Annotated in this window: 16 protein-coding genes, 3 tRNA genes and 3 pseudogenes; 12 read left to right on the forward strand and 10 right to left on the reverse strand. The window is 34.8% G+C overall.

Annotated elements, in window-relative coordinates:
* Positions 1 to 52: 52 nt before the first annotated feature.
* The 6 genes from OOK82_RS06020 to petA all read left to right on the forward strand — a co-directional run bounded on the left by OOK82_RS06020 (position 53) and on the right by petA (position 5,495).
* On the forward strand, positions 53 to 580 hold the full coding sequence (locus tag OOK82_RS06020) for a biotin transporter BioY (protein WP_264686743.1): 528 nt from the start codon (positions 53 to 55) through the stop codon (positions 578 to 580).
* Entirely contained in the window at positions 577 to 975 is a 399-nt protein-coding gene (locus tag OOK82_RS06025) for a DUF1284 domain-containing protein (RefSeq protein WP_029237639.1), read from the forward strand. The genes OOK82_RS06020 and OOK82_RS06025 overlap by 4 nt, the downstream gene beginning before the upstream one ends.
* 68 nt (positions 976 to 1,043) lie before the next feature.
* Positions 1,044 to 1,910, forward strand: a complete 867-nt coding sequence (locus OOK82_RS06030; protein WP_264686742.1) for a tetratricopeptide repeat protein — start codon at positions 1,044 to 1,046, stop codon at positions 1,908 to 1,910.
* Between the two features lie 64 nt (positions 1,911 to 1,974).
* Positions 1,975 to 2,047 (forward strand) — tRNA-Val (locus OOK82_RS06035).
* Positions 2,048 to 2,098: 51 nt separating this feature from the next.
* Complete coding sequence (gene gyrA, locus OOK82_RS06040; protein WP_264704573.1) at positions 2,099 to 4,801, forward strand: DNA topoisomerase (ATP-hydrolyzing) subunit A; 2,703 nt, start codon at positions 2,099 to 2,101, stop codon at positions 4,799 to 4,801.
* Between the two features lie 94 nt (positions 4,802 to 4,895).
* The gene (gene petA / locus OOK82_RS06045) at positions 4,896 to 5,495 is read left to right on the forward strand and encodes a ubiquinol-cytochrome c reductase iron-sulfur subunit (RefSeq protein ID WP_006014178.1); all 600 of its coding nucleotides are present in this window, start codon (positions 4,896 to 4,898) and stop codon (positions 5,493 to 5,495) included.
* Between the two features lie 327 nt (positions 5,496 to 5,822).
* On the opposite strand, the pseudogene OOK82_RS06050 reads toward petA, so the two are convergent.
* Positions 5,823 to 6,650: pseudogene (locus tag OOK82_RS06050) on the reverse strand (IS630 family transposase).
* 118 nt (positions 6,651 to 6,768) lie between these two features.
* Between OOK82_RS06050 and OOK82_RS06055 the strand changes: the two are divergent.
* The gene (locus OOK82_RS06055; RefSeq protein ID WP_264686740.1) at positions 6,769 to 6,897 is read left to right on the forward strand and encodes a hypothetical protein; all 129 of its coding nucleotides are present in this window, start codon (positions 6,769 to 6,771) and stop codon (positions 6,895 to 6,897) included.
* Entirely contained in the window at positions 6,872 to 6,991 is a 120-nt protein-coding gene (locus OOK82_RS07715; protein ID WP_395461312.1) for a reverse transcriptase N-terminal domain-containing protein, read from the forward strand. The genes OOK82_RS06055 and OOK82_RS07715 overlap by 26 nt, the downstream gene beginning before the upstream one ends.
* A 25-nt stretch (positions 6,992 to 7,016) precedes the next feature.
* Here OOK82_RS07715 and OOK82_RS06060 read toward each other — a convergent pair.
* Both OOK82_RS06060 and OOK82_RS06065 read right to left on the reverse strand, forming a co-directional pair.
* Positions 7,017 to 7,837 (reverse strand): annotated as a pseudogene (locus OOK82_RS06060) (IS630 family transposase).
* Between the two features lie 80 nt (positions 7,838 to 7,917).
* A pseudogene (locus tag OOK82_RS06065) lies at positions 7,918 to 8,156 on the reverse strand (transposase); the annotation flags it as partial.
* 285 nt (positions 8,157 to 8,441) lie between these two features.
* On the opposite strand from OOK82_RS06065, the gene cutA reads away from it, so the two are divergent.
* The 3 genes from cutA to OOK82_RS06080 all read left to right on the forward strand — a co-directional run bounded on the left by cutA (position 8,442) and on the right by OOK82_RS06080 (position 9,406).
* Complete coding sequence (gene cutA / locus OOK82_RS06070) at positions 8,442 to 8,777, forward strand: divalent-cation tolerance protein CutA (protein ID WP_010402294.1); 336 nt, start codon at positions 8,442 to 8,444, stop codon at positions 8,775 to 8,777.
* Positions 8,768 to 8,839, forward strand: a tRNA-Gln gene (locus OOK82_RS06075). Before cutA ends, OOK82_RS06075 begins: the two co-directional genes overlap by 10 nt.
* Positions 8,840 to 9,043: 204 nt before the next feature.
* A complete protein-coding gene (locus OOK82_RS06080) occupies positions 9,044 to 9,406 on the forward strand; it encodes a hypothetical protein (RefSeq protein ID WP_255563436.1) in 363 nt (120 codons plus the stop codon).
* Here the strand turns inward: OOK82_RS06080 and OOK82_RS06085 are convergent.
* Positions 9,403 to 9,693: a hypothetical protein gene (locus OOK82_RS06085; protein ID WP_007301973.1), complete on the reverse strand. Its 291-nt coding sequence runs from the start codon at positions 9,691 to 9,693 to the stop codon at positions 9,403 to 9,405. The genes OOK82_RS06080 and OOK82_RS06085 overlap by 4 nt on opposite strands.
* A gap of 440 nt (positions 9,694 to 10,133) precedes the next feature.
* Positions 10,134 to 11,330 (reverse strand): succinyl-diaminopimelate desuccinylase, encoded by a 1,197-nt coding sequence (dapE, locus tag OOK82_RS06090; protein ID WP_264376163.1) that lies wholly within the window; start codon positions 11,328 to 11,330, stop codon positions 10,134 to 10,136.
* Between the two features lie 42 nt (positions 11,331 to 11,372).
* Between dapE and OOK82_RS06095 the strand changes: the two genes are divergently transcribed.
* Positions 11,373 to 12,638, forward strand: coding sequence for an iron-containing alcohol dehydrogenase (locus tag OOK82_RS06095; protein ID WP_064085670.1), 1,266 nt, complete (start codon positions 11,373 to 11,375; stop codon positions 12,636 to 12,638).
* A gap of 554 nt (positions 12,639 to 13,192) precedes the next feature.
* Here OOK82_RS06095 and OOK82_RS06100 read toward each other — a convergent pair.
* The 5 genes from OOK82_RS06100 to rpsF all read right to left on the reverse strand — a co-directional run bounded on the left by OOK82_RS06100 (position 13,193) and on the right by rpsF (position 16,402).
* A tRNA-Met gene (locus tag OOK82_RS06100) sits at positions 13,193 to 13,264 on the reverse strand.
* Positions 13,264 to 14,556, reverse strand: a complete 1,293-nt coding sequence (gene purB / locus OOK82_RS06105) for an adenylosuccinate lyase (RefSeq protein ID WP_010402755.1) — start codon at positions 14,554 to 14,556, stop codon at positions 13,264 to 13,266. The genes OOK82_RS06100 and purB overlap by 1 nt, the downstream gene beginning before the upstream one ends.
* A gap of 236 nt (positions 14,557 to 14,792) precedes the next feature.
* Complete coding sequence (gene rplI / locus OOK82_RS06110; RefSeq protein WP_010402757.1) at positions 14,793 to 15,347, reverse strand: 50S ribosomal protein L9; 555 nt, start codon at positions 15,345 to 15,347, stop codon at positions 14,793 to 14,795.
* A 3-nt stretch (positions 15,348 to 15,350) separates the two neighbouring features.
* Positions 15,351 to 15,629 carry a 30S ribosomal protein S18 gene (gene rpsR / locus OOK82_RS06115; RefSeq protein WP_010402759.1) on the reverse strand — a complete coding sequence of 93 codons (279 nt, stop codon included), beginning with the start codon at positions 15,627 to 15,629 and terminating at the stop codon, positions 15,351 to 15,353.
* A complete protein-coding gene (gene rpsF / locus OOK82_RS06120) occupies positions 15,629 to 16,402 on the reverse strand; it encodes a 30S ribosomal protein S6 (RefSeq protein ID WP_029237619.1) in 774 nt (257 codons plus the stop codon). Before rpsF ends, rpsR begins: the two co-directional genes overlap by 1 nt.
* Between the last annotated feature and the right edge of the window lie 14 nt (positions 16,403 to 16,416).

Here is a 16,416-nt window from a genome sequence, read left to right on the forward strand (position 1 = left end):
AACCTCTCATACACATATATGACATTTAATAAGTTATTTTTATTGGGAAAGTATGTTTATAACACAATCTAGCAGCAGATCAACACTGGCTGAAATATTGTCTTGCGTTTTACTTTTATTCTTGATGGCTCAAATAAGCATACCATTGCAGCCTGTGCCTATCACATTGCAAACTTTAGGAGTAATGCTTATTGGGCTTAAATTTAACCGCAGAACAGCATTCTATTCTGTGCTTACATATCTATCACTTGGTGCAGCAGGATTGCCTGTTTTTGCGAATTTTTCTGGTGGTTATCACATTTTTCTCGGGCCAACAGGTGGATATTTGATTGGCTGTTTAGTTGCTGTTGTAGTAATGAGCAGAGTAAATGAATTACTGAACTCTAAATATAAATCATTTATGTGTAATTCTTTAAGTTGTCTGGCGGGTACAGTCGTAATCTTTATTTGTGGTATGAGTTGGCTTACTATTTACGTGGGTCTGAAACAAGCAATAATGGTGGGTGTTTTACCATTCATCCTTCCTGGTTTGGTAAAAATTTTTCTACTTGTAGCAGCTTTGCAGTATTTGAAAAAGTGATAAGGTTTCGTCCTCATCATTTTATGTGCACTCTTGCATTTCAAGGGTATGGATATTCTCAGAGCTTTGTAGAAAATTACAAAAAGATAGCAAGTAAAGTAATTAGTGATCCTAATACTAAAATCGAAGTAGTTGATAATCTTGACACTATTTGTAGTGTTTGCCCAAACCAGACTAAACAAGGTAAATGTACCACACAAGCTAAAGTTTTAGAGCTAGATAGAAGGCATATGGAAATTTTAGGAATAAAAATTGGCGAGATTTTGACCTGGAGTAAAGCAGTAAAAAGAATTAGAAAGAAAATGTCTTTAGAGAAATTTGACTACGCATGTGAGGAGTGTAATTGGCAACCATATGGAATGTGTAGAAGTGCTCTTTTAACTCATTCTAAATAGTATCTGCCAATTAATAATATCTTTATTATTATATTAGATAAGTAATTTAGCATTTATGAATTTGTAATGTGTTGCGTATAGTTCAAAGAAATAAGATTTACTGGTTACGCGCTGCAGCCAATGCCACAACACTAGGATCTATGTTTGTCTGCATGTTAATTTGCGTTGTGATTTTATGGAGGTCTTCTGTTACCTATGCTAGTGAAAATTTGGAGATACAGAAGGTCTTTGATAGTGTTGTCAAGCATATAAAAGCTGATAAAAAATATAAAGATCTTGATGTTCTCGAGAGAAAAAGTGACAAATTTAATATCAAAATTTCGCAGAATTCTGGCAAGAATTTTGACATATACTCTATTTTAAAAAAAGCAAAAGATTCCTTTGAGTTAGGAGATAGTGAAACAGCTACTTCTCTCCTCAATCAGATTATCGCAAGATTTCCTTATCATGAAAGTGCTTTAATTGGACTAGGGAATATCTATTACGCTAACAAAGAATTTAAAAAAGCTGTAGAGATTTACACAAGACTGTTAAAAGAATATCCTAGCAACCCTTATGTATTAAAGAATTTTCTGACGATAATCTCACAATATGATCCTAATTTAGCATTGAGTGAAATGTTGAAATTGTATGATACACTCAGAAATAGCGCCCCTTTATCAGCAAATTTAGGTTTGATCTATATGAAAAAAGGGGATTACGTAAAAGCTAAAGAATATATGAAAGCAGCAATTTCTTTAGATCAAAACAATATTTTTTATACCTATAATTTAGCTGTTATTCTAGATAAGCTCTCAGATTTTAAAAATGCCACAGCATGTTATTCAAAGTTGTTGAACATGTCAAAAAATGCAAGTGAAAGAATACCTTTATACAAGGTAGCAGCAAGGCTAAAATTTATACAACTCCATAGTGCGCACCCAGCGATTCCATAAGAGTTGCTTGTATCGCTATTTTTGTTTACAACAACAACATTGAACTATAGAATTATATCTAGAGGGGCAATTAGCTCAGCTGGTAGAGCATCTCGTTTACACCGAGGAGGTCGGCAGTTCAAGTCTGTCATTGCCCATTAGCCTAGTTGAATATTAATATTACAATTATTTCAATCAAAGTATAGAAAATGCAAGACAACATAGTACCAGTTTCAATAGTGAAAGAGCTAGAGGATTCTTATCTCTCCTACGCAATGAGTGTGATCATAAGTCGAGCTATACCTGATGTGCGAGATGGATTTAAACCTGTTCATAGGCGCATATTATACGCAATGTCGAGGGCTGGGTTCGATGCCGGTAAACCGTATAAAAAAGCAGCTCGTATAGTCGGGGATGTAATGGGAAAATATCACCCACATGGTGACATGGCTATCTATGACTCCTTGGTCAGGATGGCTCAAGATTTTTCTCTTCTTTTACCACTTATTGATGGGCAAGGTAACTTTGGTTCGATAGATGGAGATCCGCCAGCTTCAATGCGATATACAGAAGCAAGGCTCCACAGAGTGTCGCATTTTTTACTAAATGATATTGACGAAGATACAGTTGATTTTAGGCCAAACTATGATGGAAATGAAACAGAGCCTGTTGTACTGCCTGCAGAATTTCCGAATCTATTGGTAAATGGTGCAAGCGGTGTTGCAGTTGGTATGGCAACCAATATTCCTTCTCACAACCTTGGAGAAATAATAGATGCTTGTATGTTATATATAGATAATCCTGAAGTTACTTTGGATGAGTTACTTGAAGTGATGCCAGGACCGGATTTCCCAACTGGGGGAACGATTCTTGGAAGGTCTGGAATAAGATCAGCATTTGCAACGGGTCGTGGATCAATTGTTGTGCAAGGCAAGACTCACATGGAAGACCTGTCACAAGATAGGCAAGCAATAGTGATTGATGAAATACCTTACCAGGTAAATAAAGTAAAATTAATTGAGAAGATAGGTGAGCTTGTAAAAGAAAAAAGAATTGATGGCATAACAGAAATTAGGGATGAATCTGATAAGTCTGGTATTAGGGTAGTAATTGACCTCAGAAGAAATGCTGAAGCAAGTTTTATACTTAATCAAATATTGGGACTAACTCCACTAAGAAGTAGTTTTAGTGTTAACACTTTAGTCCTCAACAACAACAGGCCTGCTTTGATGTCGTTGAAAGAAATTATAGCTGCTTTTATTGATTTTAGAAAAGAAGTATTAATCAGGAGAACAGAGTTTCGTCTAAGAAAAACGAGGGAAAAAGCTCATATATACATAGGGCTCTACATTGCGGTCTTGAGCATAGATGAAGTGATAAAAATCATCCGTGGTGCAAAAGATCCTGCGGAAGCAAGTAGAGAACTTTTAAATAAAGAATGGAAAACTTCAGCTGAGATAAACACAATTATTGGATTAATCTCAGACAGCACAAGCTTTTTGAAAGACGGAGTGTATAGATTAACTGAGCTGCAAACGAAAGCTATTCTTGACATGAAATTGCAACGTTTAACAGGCCTTGAAAAAGACAAATTAGAAGCTGAGCTAAGTTCAATGATCAACCTGATAAAAGAATATATCGCTTTTCTTGGCTCAGGAGAGAAGTTGATGAAAGAAATAAAAAACAATCTACAAGAAATAAAGAACAGATTTACTGTGCCGCGAAAAACTTCAATAGAGGAATCAGATACGGACATTGAAGCTGAAGATCTAATTCCACAAGAGGATATGGTGATAACCGTAACTATGAATGGTTATATCAAGCGTGTGAAGCTTTCTCATTATAGAACTCAGCGTCGTGGTGGAAAAGGAAAGCTAGGACAAGGATTAAAAGAAGAGGATGTAACCACAAAATTATTTGTTGGGAATACCCACACTAGCCTTTTATTCTTTTCTAATATTGGCCGAGTCTATAGATTAAAAGTTTATAAGTTACCTATTGCAGAGCCAACTGCACGTGGAAGAGCACTTGTTAATATATTCCCGCTTAGCGATGGTGAAACTATAACTAATATAATGCCATTACCAAGTGAAAATGACGAAAATCAAAACATAGTTTTTGCTACTGCTCATGGGAACATAAGGCGCAACTCTTTAGCAGATTTTCACTATATTCCAAGCAATGGAAAAATAGCAATCAAGCTCGATGAAGGAGATAAGTTAATATCAGTTAAAGTATGCAATGAAATTGATCATGTTTTTCTTTCAACAAGATTCGGCAAAAGTATCAGATTTGTTGTAAGTGATGTGCGTCAATTTAAAAGTCGCAATTCAGATGGCGTAAGAGGTATCAAACTTGCAAAGAATGACAGCGTGATATCTATGACCATATTAAATGGGATAGGTGTAGCAACAGAAACAAAAGAACTTTACTTAAAAGTTCCACTTGCAAAAAGACTGGGGACTGCAATTAATAACTCCATTGATTCTAAATTGGAAAAGACTTTGAATGATTTAGGAATAGATAACAAACTGTTCTTAAAACTTGCAATGAATGAGGAGTTCATATTAACTATTACTGAAAATGGCTTTGGTAAAAGAACTTCTGCGTACGAGTATAGGGTAACAAATAGAGGTGGTGTTGGTATTACAAATATCCTTACTACCGACAGAAACGGTAATGTTGTTGCTAGCTTTCCAGTTGAACAGGGTGATAATATCATGCTTATTACAGATAAAGGAAAGTTAATTCGTATTTCAGTAAATGATATCAGAATTGCAGGACGTAGCACTCAAGGAGTCACTCTGTTTAAAACAGAGAGTAGAGAAAAGGTGGTGTCAGTAGCGAAAATTGAGGATCCCGATTCCACTGAAAATAGTATTTCCGAAATTGACAACTCTGTTTCTTCTTAACTGTATAGCAAAGGTTAAACAAATAGTGCAAATTTCTATTGATTAATCTATAATATTTAAATTAAAATATATGTCTATGTTCAAGTAGAGATTGATGGATAAGAAGTTAACTAAAAATAAAAAATCATTGACGAATGAGAAGAATAAAAAAACATCTCTTGTTAAAGATTTTGCCAAAAATAAGAGTAGAAGAGATTTTATCACATTAACTACGTGTGCCATGGCAGGTATAGGAGCTGCAAGCGGTCTTTGGCCATTGGTTAAGTCTATGAATCCTTCTGCTGAGGTTTTAGCGATGTCTACGGTTGAGGTTAATCTATCTGATATTCAAGAAGGACAAGGAAAAAAGGTAAAATGGCAAGGTAAGCCAGTATTTATCCGCAAGCGCACAAAACAAGAGATTGAGGCTGCAAGAGCCATAAATGCAGAAAATTTGAGAGATCCTGAATCAGATGAAAAAAGAGTATACAAAGGAAAAGATGAATGGTTAATTATGATTGGAATATGCACCCATCTTGGATGTGTACCAGTTGATCACGCTACAAAAGACGGCAACGGTTGGTTCTGCCCTTGTCACGGTTCATATTATGACACATCAGGCCGAGTAATTGGCGGTCCTGCACCAAAGAACATGGCTATACCTGACTACTTTTTTCCAAGTGAAAATATTGTAGTAATTGGCAAGAAGGCTTAACGGATTTTCATAATTAAAGTAATAAAAGTATATTGCATTTCAAGAAGCACACTGACTTCATAGGCAAAGCTCTTGAAGTCTATCAAGCTAATTTTATACTATGCACATATTCGGGTGATAATTAAGAAACTTGCCTGCCAAATTTTCAGAGTTGACAGCTAAATTTAAAACTTGTTCCTTTGCGTCAGAAAAATTCTGACTAACTTGCTTAAAGTTATTTTCTAACTCTTCGAGGATGGAGCTGAAATTAAAAAAACTTTTCTGCATTTTATCAAGATTTTGAGTTATATAGCTTAATATAGCTCTTTTCATAATAGTCCGAAAAGCTTATAGAAAAGCGGAATCAACAGCATGACGAAAAGATGTGAATAGAGGGATGTTTTTCCTAGCTCTGTTTTTTATAGCAAACCAATAATGCTCAATTTTGTTAAAATCGGGAGAATAAGGCGGTAGATATAAAATTTCTGCGCCAACTCCTTTAGCAAATCTTATTAGACTTATGAAAAGTAGCATTATCAAGGATAACAGTTTGTCCAGGTTTCAAAATCGGTGTCAGAAACTGCTCAAACCATTTATTAAAGATATCCATATTACAGTGGCCTTCAAATGTTAACGGAACAACTATTTTTCTGCCGTTTAAGGCTGCAATCATACTGATTCGTTGAATTTTTTTACCAGATTTTAGAGCATAAAACCTCTGTCCCTTCTGGCAATATCCATAACTCGGTGTTATCAATGCCAGACTCATCTATATAAACTAAGTTTTGAGGTTCTTTTGTTGCTATAATTTTCAAAAATTCAGCGCGTTTTTCTTCGTTTCTTTCTTTGTATCCATATGTCTTTTTTTGCGTGTGAGTCCAATTTTTTTAAGAGCTCGATGGATCGTTGGGATACTAACATTGCTCCAAAGCTTAGCCATTTCCGATACCACCATATTTTTTAGCAAATTCAGTAAATTTATTCCAGTCAGTAATTTTGTGATTATAACCTCCATTTCCAAGTTTTTTTGACTGAAAATCTCCTGTTTCTTTTCTTCTTTGCTGCCACTCCCATAACGTAGTTCTTCCAATTTTAAATCTTGCTGCCACCGTTTCCCTGCTTTCTCCTTCTTCTAGTGCTTCCATTGCTTTTTTTATAACTATATGCTGCTGGCATCCTTACCTTCACTACTATAAAACCTTATTTTACCTCGTTTGGACTATTATGAAAAGAGCTATAACTAAGAAGGTGGCCCACTAAATGCTTCTATGTGGAGGGATTGTTTAAGAAGCTAATGCCTAAAGTAATATTTGGGATATGCAGACGTAAACACTGTAATTTGGAAGGTAAAGTTGTGAATAGTAGTGAATATGTTATGAGCCAACAAAATGTTAAGTATGAATGGAATTTGGCGCAAGCTTGAGAAATCTTCATTTAAGCTACAAAAACGAATTTACCGAGCTTCACAATGTAATGATATCAAGAAGATGCATAATCTTCAGAGGTTATTACTATAGCCCTTCCCATAATAGTCCAAAAAGGTCATAAGAAAGAAGAATCGACAGCATGACGAAAAGATTTGAATAAAGGAATGTTTTTCCTGGTTCTGTTTTTTATAGCAAACCAATAATGTTCAATTTTGTTAAAATCTGGAGAATATGGAGGAAGATATAAAATTTCTGCACCAACTCCTTTAGCAAATCTTATTAGACTTATGAAAAGTAGCATTATCAAGGATAACAGTTTGTCCAGGTTCCAAAATCGGTGTCAGAAACTGCTCAAACCATTTATTAAAGATATCCATATTGCAGTGGCCTTCAAAGGTTAACGGAGCAATTATTTTTCTTCCACTTAAGGCTGCAACCATGCTAATTCGTTGAGTTTTCTTCCCAGATTTTAGGGCATAAAACCGCTGTCCTTTCTGGCAATAACCATAGGTTCAGTGTCCAGACTCATCTATATACACTAATTCTTTAGGTTCTTTTGTTGCTATAACCTTTGAAAATTGAGCTCGCTTTTCTTCATTTCTTTCTTTATATCTGTAGGTCTTTTTTTTCTTGTGAATCCTATATTTTTAAGTGCTCGATGAATTGTTTGTCTACTAATATTGCCCCAGCATCTCTGACTGAGTTTTGCCACCTTGCTCATTTGCAAATTCGGCAAATGCATTCCAGTCGGTAATTTTATGCCACGCTTCCAAGCTTTTTTGATTGAAAATCTCCCGTTTTCTCACGTCTTTTCTTCCACTCATATAAAGTTGTTTTTCCGATCTTAAATCTCTTGGCAACAGTTTCTCCACTCTCTCCTTCATCCAATGCTTCCATTACCTTTTTTCTTAAGTCATAACTATATGCTACTGGCATCCTTACCTTCCACTACTATCAATCCATATCTTACTCTTTTTGGACTATTATGAGAAGGGCTATACTGACAAAATTCATTTTTGTTGCAAATACCCTTTTACAAACCCTACCGTTTGTCTTAAACCAATTCTAAAAAGATTAACGATTATATGCACCAAAATCACAACTTTATCACTATAAATATAGTTGCCACCCTGCATCTTTGGACTATTTTCATACCAATTTTCGATAGCTTCATCGATGTAACGAAAAATATTCCCCTTTTTTCAAGGAATTTGTTATATTTGTTTTGGTTACTGACTTTCATTTTCTGTGGCATATTTTTTCTTCAACAGTTAAATGGCTGTTTTATAATGAATTTTGTCAGTAACTGCCAGTTCTTTTCACTTGAGCGATGCAACAAAGCCATCCCAGTGTCACGCACTGGGATGACAAGAGGAGAACTACTGGGATGGCAAGAGGAGAACTACTGGGATGACAAGGGGAGAGCTACTAAATGACATCTTCAATTTCTGTGTGTCAAGCACTGAAGAGGTCTCTCCTATTTTCTCTTGATGAATAAATCTAAGTAGAGTATAGTAAAAATGCATTTATGTAGCGGTTAATGAGCAATTTAGTTTTAGTCTATATAACTTTTTCAAACTTGAAAGAGGCTAAGGCTATTTCTGAAGAATTGTTAAACGAGAAGTTAATTGTGTGTGTAAATATATTTCCTGAAGTAAATTCTCTGTATTTATGGGAAGGTAAAATTAATAGTAATTGTGAAGTGGTGACAATTATGAAGAGTAGGAATGATCAGGCTGATAAGATTGTAGAAAAAATCGAGGCAATGCATTCTTATGATCAACCAGCCGTTGTGATAATACCCATAGGAAAAGCGAATAAATCTTTTACTAATTGGGTTAATAATGTTATTGATATAAACAATATTGGGGTGTAGCCAAGTGGTAAGGCAGCGGTTTTTGATACCGTCACGCGAAGGTTCGAATCCTTCCACCCCAGCTTTATTAAAGTGTGCGTGAAATGATATCACTTTTTTATAAATTAAGGTTATTTAATTATATACTGGGCAGCTTGAAAGATATAGTTGTCAAGCTATTTCTTTTCACTCTGTATCTTTATACATCGAGCATTATGCTTATGTTTCTCACCAATGGTTTTTGGTATACTGTAGAGTTTAGCTCTTTCAAAAATGCATTTTACCATTTGTATCAATATTTAAAATGGTATTATGAAAATAGAGATGATTTGGGTTATGGAGTTTCTATTAGAATATTAGTAGCGTTTCTTACTCCGCATTTTCTCTACAAATTATTTTCTGGCACAGGCTGGAAGTCTTTTTTCAAGGAGAAGATAGTTCAGATACTCAGAACAAGAAGAAAAATGAGTAATAAACCAAATGGCAGTAGTTATGGTTATAGTAATAAGAACAGTTACGGTAACAATAATCTTCAAGAGGCAGAACGGAAAGTGAATATGATAAAGCAGCTATTAATCCAAGATATAGATGAAGCTATAGAAAAAAGATTAAATGATATTTTTCTTGGTGAGAGGGGTAAACCTCATTAAAAGGGCTTTATCTTTTTTAGAATTGGCTGTATTTTGTTTTTTACGTATAACGGATCGCAATCAGCCAGTATACATGTTTCAACAAAATCTTGACTGAAGTCTGATAGCCAGGAAATTGCTTTACGTTTCTCTACCAAGCTTTCTGTTTTTTTACAGTTACTTGCTGCATCAATCATTGCCTGTGATATCACTGATTGCCACAGTATGCAGTACCTTTGTATATCATCTAAAGTGCTATTTGCTTCGTGATGGTGAAAAAATTCTTTGAAATTGAAGTTATTTGACATTATGTACCTCTTTAAGTTGAAAATTAGAATTTGAAGTAGTGCGAAAGTTGTCTGCTGCAATGAGTAGCCTTTATGACAGTCAGACCGGGTTTTATGTGAGCTATAAATGTTTAAGAAATTATATCTATTCAGATCTATGTGAAACCAGTGCTTCTTTTCTTGTTATCCGAGCTGGGATCCAGGTTGACAAAAGCGCTTTACAACGTTTTGTGTACAAAACACCAGTGTTGCATGACACTATTTGTTCTTATACCCTTTTTGTCTATCTTATTTTGTCACTCTGCTGAACAGATAATTTTCGCCAATAAGCTTTTTACTGAGTTTTTGTTATTGAGCTTGCACAGATCAAAGACAAGTTTTGAGTCAAAAATACCCTTAATATTATAATAAGGGGCTGGTAAAATGTGTCTAGTAAGTTTTCTTCTCTATGCAACTGCACCTCAAGCTAATAATGGACCATCAGGCGTATTACCAATTACATTGATCTGGTTTAATATTTTATTAGTGGGGTAAAAATAATTTTTTATAAACTCCTTATATATAGCTGTTAATTTATGTATATCGTCTATTGATACGCATTCATTTACCTGATGTGCGGTTTTGTTGATCATACCAAATTCAATTACTGGACAAATATCCTTAATAAACGCAGCATCAGATGTGCCACCACTTGTGCTCAGCACAGCATCAATACCGGTAATTTTATTTATCGCATCAAGCATAATATCAGTATTTCTGTCAGGATTAGAGAGAAAAACGTCCCTGCTGTTCTGCATAGAAAGTTTATAATCGTTAGTCACATTGGTGCATATTGCATCAATCATCTTATATAAAACGTCTGGTGTTTGTGTATTGTTATATCGAACATTAAAACCTGCTGCTATTGAACTAGGTATTAGATTATTAGTATTATTTCCAACGTCGATAGTAGTAATTTCGCAATGTGAAGGCTGAAAGTATTTATTACCAGTATCAAAAGTGGTATCTTTTATCTTACTTAGTATCGATACCATTTTATATATTGGATTATCTGCTAGATCTGGGTAGGCAACGTGCCCTTGTTTACCATGGCAAATCAATTTAAATGTTGCAGAACCTCTTCTACCTATTTTTATGGTATCACCTAATTTCTCACTACTCGTTGGTTCTCCAACTATACAAAAATCTATCTTTTTTTGCTTACTTTTCATCCATTCCAAAACTTCCTTTGTTCCATGTTCTTCCGCGCTTTCTTCAGCACTGGTAATCAATGCACTGATTGAACCACTGAATCGAAACTTACCTGCAACTGAATCTACCATAGCAGCAATAAATGCGGCTATTCCACTTTTCATATCAGCTGCTCCTCTTCCATATAGCATTCCATCTCTAATTTCTGGCTTAAATGGATCAGATATCCAATCTTTTAACTCACCTGGTGGTACAACATCAACATGTCCAGCAAAACACAAGTTTGGTACTCCATTTATATATTTCGCATAAAGATTTTTAACTTTATCACCAAACTCTAAAATCTCACATTCAAAACCACTTTTCTTGAGAATGGCTGCTATATGCTCTATTGCCCCATCGTCTTTTGGTGTTATACTTTTAAAAGAAATTAATTTCTTAGTTAGTTCTACAGGGTCAATCTTCATATTAATCTTGAAATACTAACATTACCGTATTGTAAACATTCTATGCGATATTTAAAACAAATATTACAGCACACAGAACAAGTTCTTATTAGGGAAGTAACAGTACTTGCTGATAATATCTATGAAATATGTAGACAATATGGAAATGACATTTTTCTGATTGCAGATGAAAATACAGCAAAACTTTTAAACAAAAACATACTTAATAAAGTTTCTCATTTAATTATTCCAGCCACACCTGTCATTCCAGCGCGTGACTATGATGGATCGCAGTGTCACGCTACTTGGATGACACCAAATAGACTGAACAGAGCTGCTTCTCTCCAAGCTGTAAACCTAGTTAGAAATAAAGCAAAAGATAGTGACTTAATGGTTGCATTTGGCAGTGGCACTGTTAATGATATCTGTAAGTACGCAAGCTATTTAGAAGGCAAAGACTACATATCCTTTCCAACAGCTGCTTCCATGAATGGATATAGCTCTGCAAACGCTTCAATATTAGTTGATGGATATAAAAAATCGTTCGGAGCACATCTTCCAAAGGCAATATACATTGATACCGATATAATTGCCAACGCACCACCACGCCTCACATTAAGTGGATTTGCAGATTTCATCTGCCGTTCAACAGTACAAGCCGATTGGCTATTATCTCATCTATTACTTGGCACAGAATATAATGAACTCCCCTTTAAACTTGTTCGCAATCTGGAGGAAATTTTGCTCAGAGAACACTTGGCACTTGCTAAAAAAGATAAAAGAGTAGTTTTATTACTTATGGAAGCCTTATTGATTTCAGGACTCGGAATGGTGATGTCAAAAGGCAGTTACTCTGCAAGTCAAGGAGAACATATGATAGCTCATGCAATTGAGATGGTAACACAGGATTATTCCTCCTCGTTACATGGGGAAAAAATTGCTGTGACAACGATTACCATGGCTAACTTGCAAGAGGAGATATTGTCAATACGAAACCCGATTACCAAACCGATCACTTTAGATGTAAAACATATAACTCAGTGCTTTGGTAATACCGAATTTATAAAAATTCTAAAGCAGAAGCAAATGATGCAGCAAAAAATTCAAGAGATTATTTGCAAAGAATGGAGTAATATTTCTAGTTTAATTAAGCAAAATTTACTATCTGCAAAACACCTGCAGAAAGTATTTGAAGATCTATCAATTCCGTACTTACCGGAGCATCTTAATTGGAACAAAGAGCAATATTGCAAGGTAGTCAATCTTACATTTGCAACAAGAGATAGATTCACCTTTCTTGACCTGGCTGGTTGTATAGAAAAAAGTTAGATTTTGTGTATTCGTTCAGGAGGGTAGCAAAATAAGATAGACAAAAACACAGTAACAAATGGTGTCATGCAAGTAGCTATCCAGCCTTTCTTAACAACAAAAACTTAGCATGACTTTTGTGCTCAAAAAACTTCTGGATTCCAGCATCAAGTGCTGGAATGACATGGTAAAATATTATTCAAGTAGCCTCTGTCCCAGTACCTATTCGGTGTCATTCAAGTCAACTCTTTTCTTGTCATCCCAGTGCCTAGACACTGGGATCCAGAAAACTTCACTTTAAATGAGTGCATTAGATTGTCTTTATATAGATGCCAGTGTCAGCTACTCGGATGAAATTCATTTAGTTGTCTTTTCTCATCTACTTTACCACTTTCTTGAACGGATACCATTAGCCATTCCCCTGAATAGATACAACAAATGTTGTATCTTTATCACTTCACATACATTATTCCATATACTATATGAACAACTGAAAAAAAACTTCAGTTAATTGACAATGAATCACGTTATTTTGTCAAGTGCGCTGCTATCGCCAAACCATAGCTTAGCTTGAGTGGCTGAGGAGGGATTTGAACCCCCGACCAAGAGATTATGATCCTCCTGCTCTACCACTGAGCTACTCAGCCTAATTAAAAACCTTGCTATATATGTAATCTATATGTTTCATATAATACTTCAAATCAAACAAAGACTCAAGTTTTTCAGAGTCAATAATTCCATGCAAGGATTTATCTTGTTTCAATTCGAACAGAAAATCACTGTTATCTTGCTTTACTTTCATTGCATTATTCTGAACAATTTTATATGCCTCTTCCCTCGCCAAACCACTATTTACCAACTCGAGTAATACTCGTTGTGAAAAAACCAAGCCTTTTGAAGAATTTAAGTTCTTTTCAATGTTTTCCTTATTGATCACCAATTTATCTATCAAATCTGTTAATCGTACTAAAGCAAAATCCATTGCTATACAAGCATCAGGAGCAATGCATCTTTCCACAGACGAGTGCGATATATCTCGTTCGTGCCATAATGCAACATTTTCTAATGCAGGAAAAACATAGCTGCGTATTAAGCGTGAGAGCCCAGTCAAATTCTCACTTAAAATAGGATTACACTTATGCGGCATAGCAGAACTTCCCTTCTGACCAGTGGAAAAATACTCAGAAATTTCTCCAACTTCAGTTCTTTGCAAGTGACGTATTTCAACGGCAATATTCTCTATTGAACTTGCAATCACTCCTAAAACTGAAAAGAATATTGCGTGTCTATCACGAGGAATGACTTGAGACGATATGGTTTCAGGTATAAGTCCCATTTCTTTCGCTACATACTCTTCAACAAACGGATCAACATTTGAAAAATTACCTACTGCACCTGATATTTTACAAATCGAGATCTCTGTTTTCGCGCTAATTAATCTCTGATAATTGCGTTTAAATTCAGCATAAAATCTAGCAAATTTTAATCCAAGAGTTGTTGATTCTGCATGCATTCCATGACTGCGCCCAACACAAACAATATTTTTATAGTCCTCAGCCTTTTTTTTCAGTGCTGCAAGTATATTTTTTAAATTTTCGAGCAAAATATCACATGATTCCTTTAACTGAACCGCAAGGCATGTATCTAAAACGTCAGAACTTGTCATTCCATAATGAAGATAACGAACATCAACTCCCGCTTCTTCAGCAACATATGTTAAAAAAGCTATAACATCATGTTTTACAATGGATTCAATTTCGTTAATACGTTCAATATCAAATTCAATAACATCAGAGAGCTTCTGAGCAACACTATTTGGAATCACTCTTAACTCTGCTTGAGCTTCACACGCTAATTTTTCTATTTTGAGCCATATATTAAACTTATTTTTTTCTTCCCAAATGGAAGACATTTCTTTGCGGCTATAGCGTGGGATCATTTTTGATTTATTTCAATAATGGTGTCATTCCAGTGCATGACACTGGAATCCAGATATAAAAGTATTTGCAAATTATTCAATGGACAACGGATTCTAGAAGCATAAAATAATGTCCATGATGAAATAAACTGGATCCCAGTGTCACGCACTGGGATGACATGAGGGGAGCACTGGGATGATACCAGCTTAGCAATGGAAGACATTTCTTTACGACTATAACAAGGGATCATCTTTGATCAGCTATCATCACCATCAGTAGCTTCTTTACTCGCATCTTGCTCTGCCTCTTGTTGCTCAGATTTCTGATTTTGCAACTTTACTTGCCTCAATTCATGTGCATCTTTTTCAGATCTTACAACGTATATAGTAATTGGAACTATCACTTTACTATGTAATTCTATATTTACTTGATACTCGCCCAAATTTTTGATACTTATTCCACCAAAAGATAAACTATGATGACTTATATCATATCCTTCTTGTAATAAAGTTTTTGCAATTTCACGTGTGGTTACAGAGCCAAAAATCTTTCCATCCTCTGAAGCTTGCTTTATTAATATAATAAATTTATCATGCAGTGATGATGCAAGCACTTTTGCTGCATTTAATTTTTTGATATTTTCTTCTTCCAATAATAAACGCTGTTCCTCTAACTTTATTAAATTTTCCTTAGTGGCTTTCATCGCCTTTTTTTGTGGAAAAAGAAAATTACGTGCATAACCTGGCTTAACTTTGACAACTTCACCAAGCTTACCTAAAGTTGTTATATTTTCCTTTAAAATTATTAACATAAATTACCTAACTTTTTTAGTACAGTAAGGAGCAAGAGCTAAAAAGCGTGCTCTTATAATTGCTAAGCGCAACTTTCTTTGTTTTCTTGCGCACACACCTGTTAACCTTCTAGGTAATATTCTACCATAGTCAGAGGTGAATTTGGACAATAAATCTATATTCTTATAGTCTATGTCCTCATCTTTAGATGCAGTAAGAGGACAGACCTTAGGACGCCTAAAGCCAGTTCTGTTATTTACAGACACGTAAGAATTATTAAAACTATTTCGTCTTTTCATCATTATGCACTTTTCTCCTCAATTTGTTTATCCAGCATGTAAGATTTACCTTTAAAAAACTCATTAACCCGTACAGACAAGTGGCGAATAATATTCTCATTCAGTTTTACTCTACGCTCAAATTCATCCATAATGCTTGAAGTAAAACTTATACACATCATACAGTAATGACCACTTTTCATCTTATTTATTGGGTATGCAAAATCCAATAGACCCCAATATTCATATTTTATCAATCCTGAAGCTTCAATATTTTTCAAAAGCACTTCCAGCGTTTTACTCAATTGATTTGAGTCTACTATTTTAAAACTTTTTAAAACCTCTTGAAGGGGCTTTATTAGATGTTGTGAAATATTTTCCTTAAAAGCATTTACTACATTATAGATAAATGCACTTTTAGTGTTAGCTCCTGGAAGGTCCATAAAATTTTGTTTTATTCCCGTATCACTTAGTTCATTTTTCAATTCTTTATCGATTCTTGACTTTATTTCTTTTAAATTTGAAAAATCTTCTTCCAATTCAACCCATAAAATTTTTGTCAGAGTTTCCAAAAAATCAGAGTAAACAATCAGACTTTTTTTAATGCTTTCAGTACTTGCCTCTAGCTCTTGTTTTGTAACTGTGCTATGTTCTCTTTCTATGAGACCTTTAACCTCCTGAGAAATAACATCTGCTTTAATATTTTTCAACAAAATAGCCAATTCTTGGACCATTTCTTCTACTTCTTGCTGCAATAAGTTCGGTTGTGCTATAAAAGTAAATTCATAGAGATTCACTATATCTTCCTTTA

Source organism: Wolbachia endosymbiont (group B) of Apotomis betuletana (assembly GCF_947250475.1).
Lineage (GTDB): Bacteria > Pseudomonadota > Alphaproteobacteria > Rickettsiales > Anaplasmataceae > Wolbachia.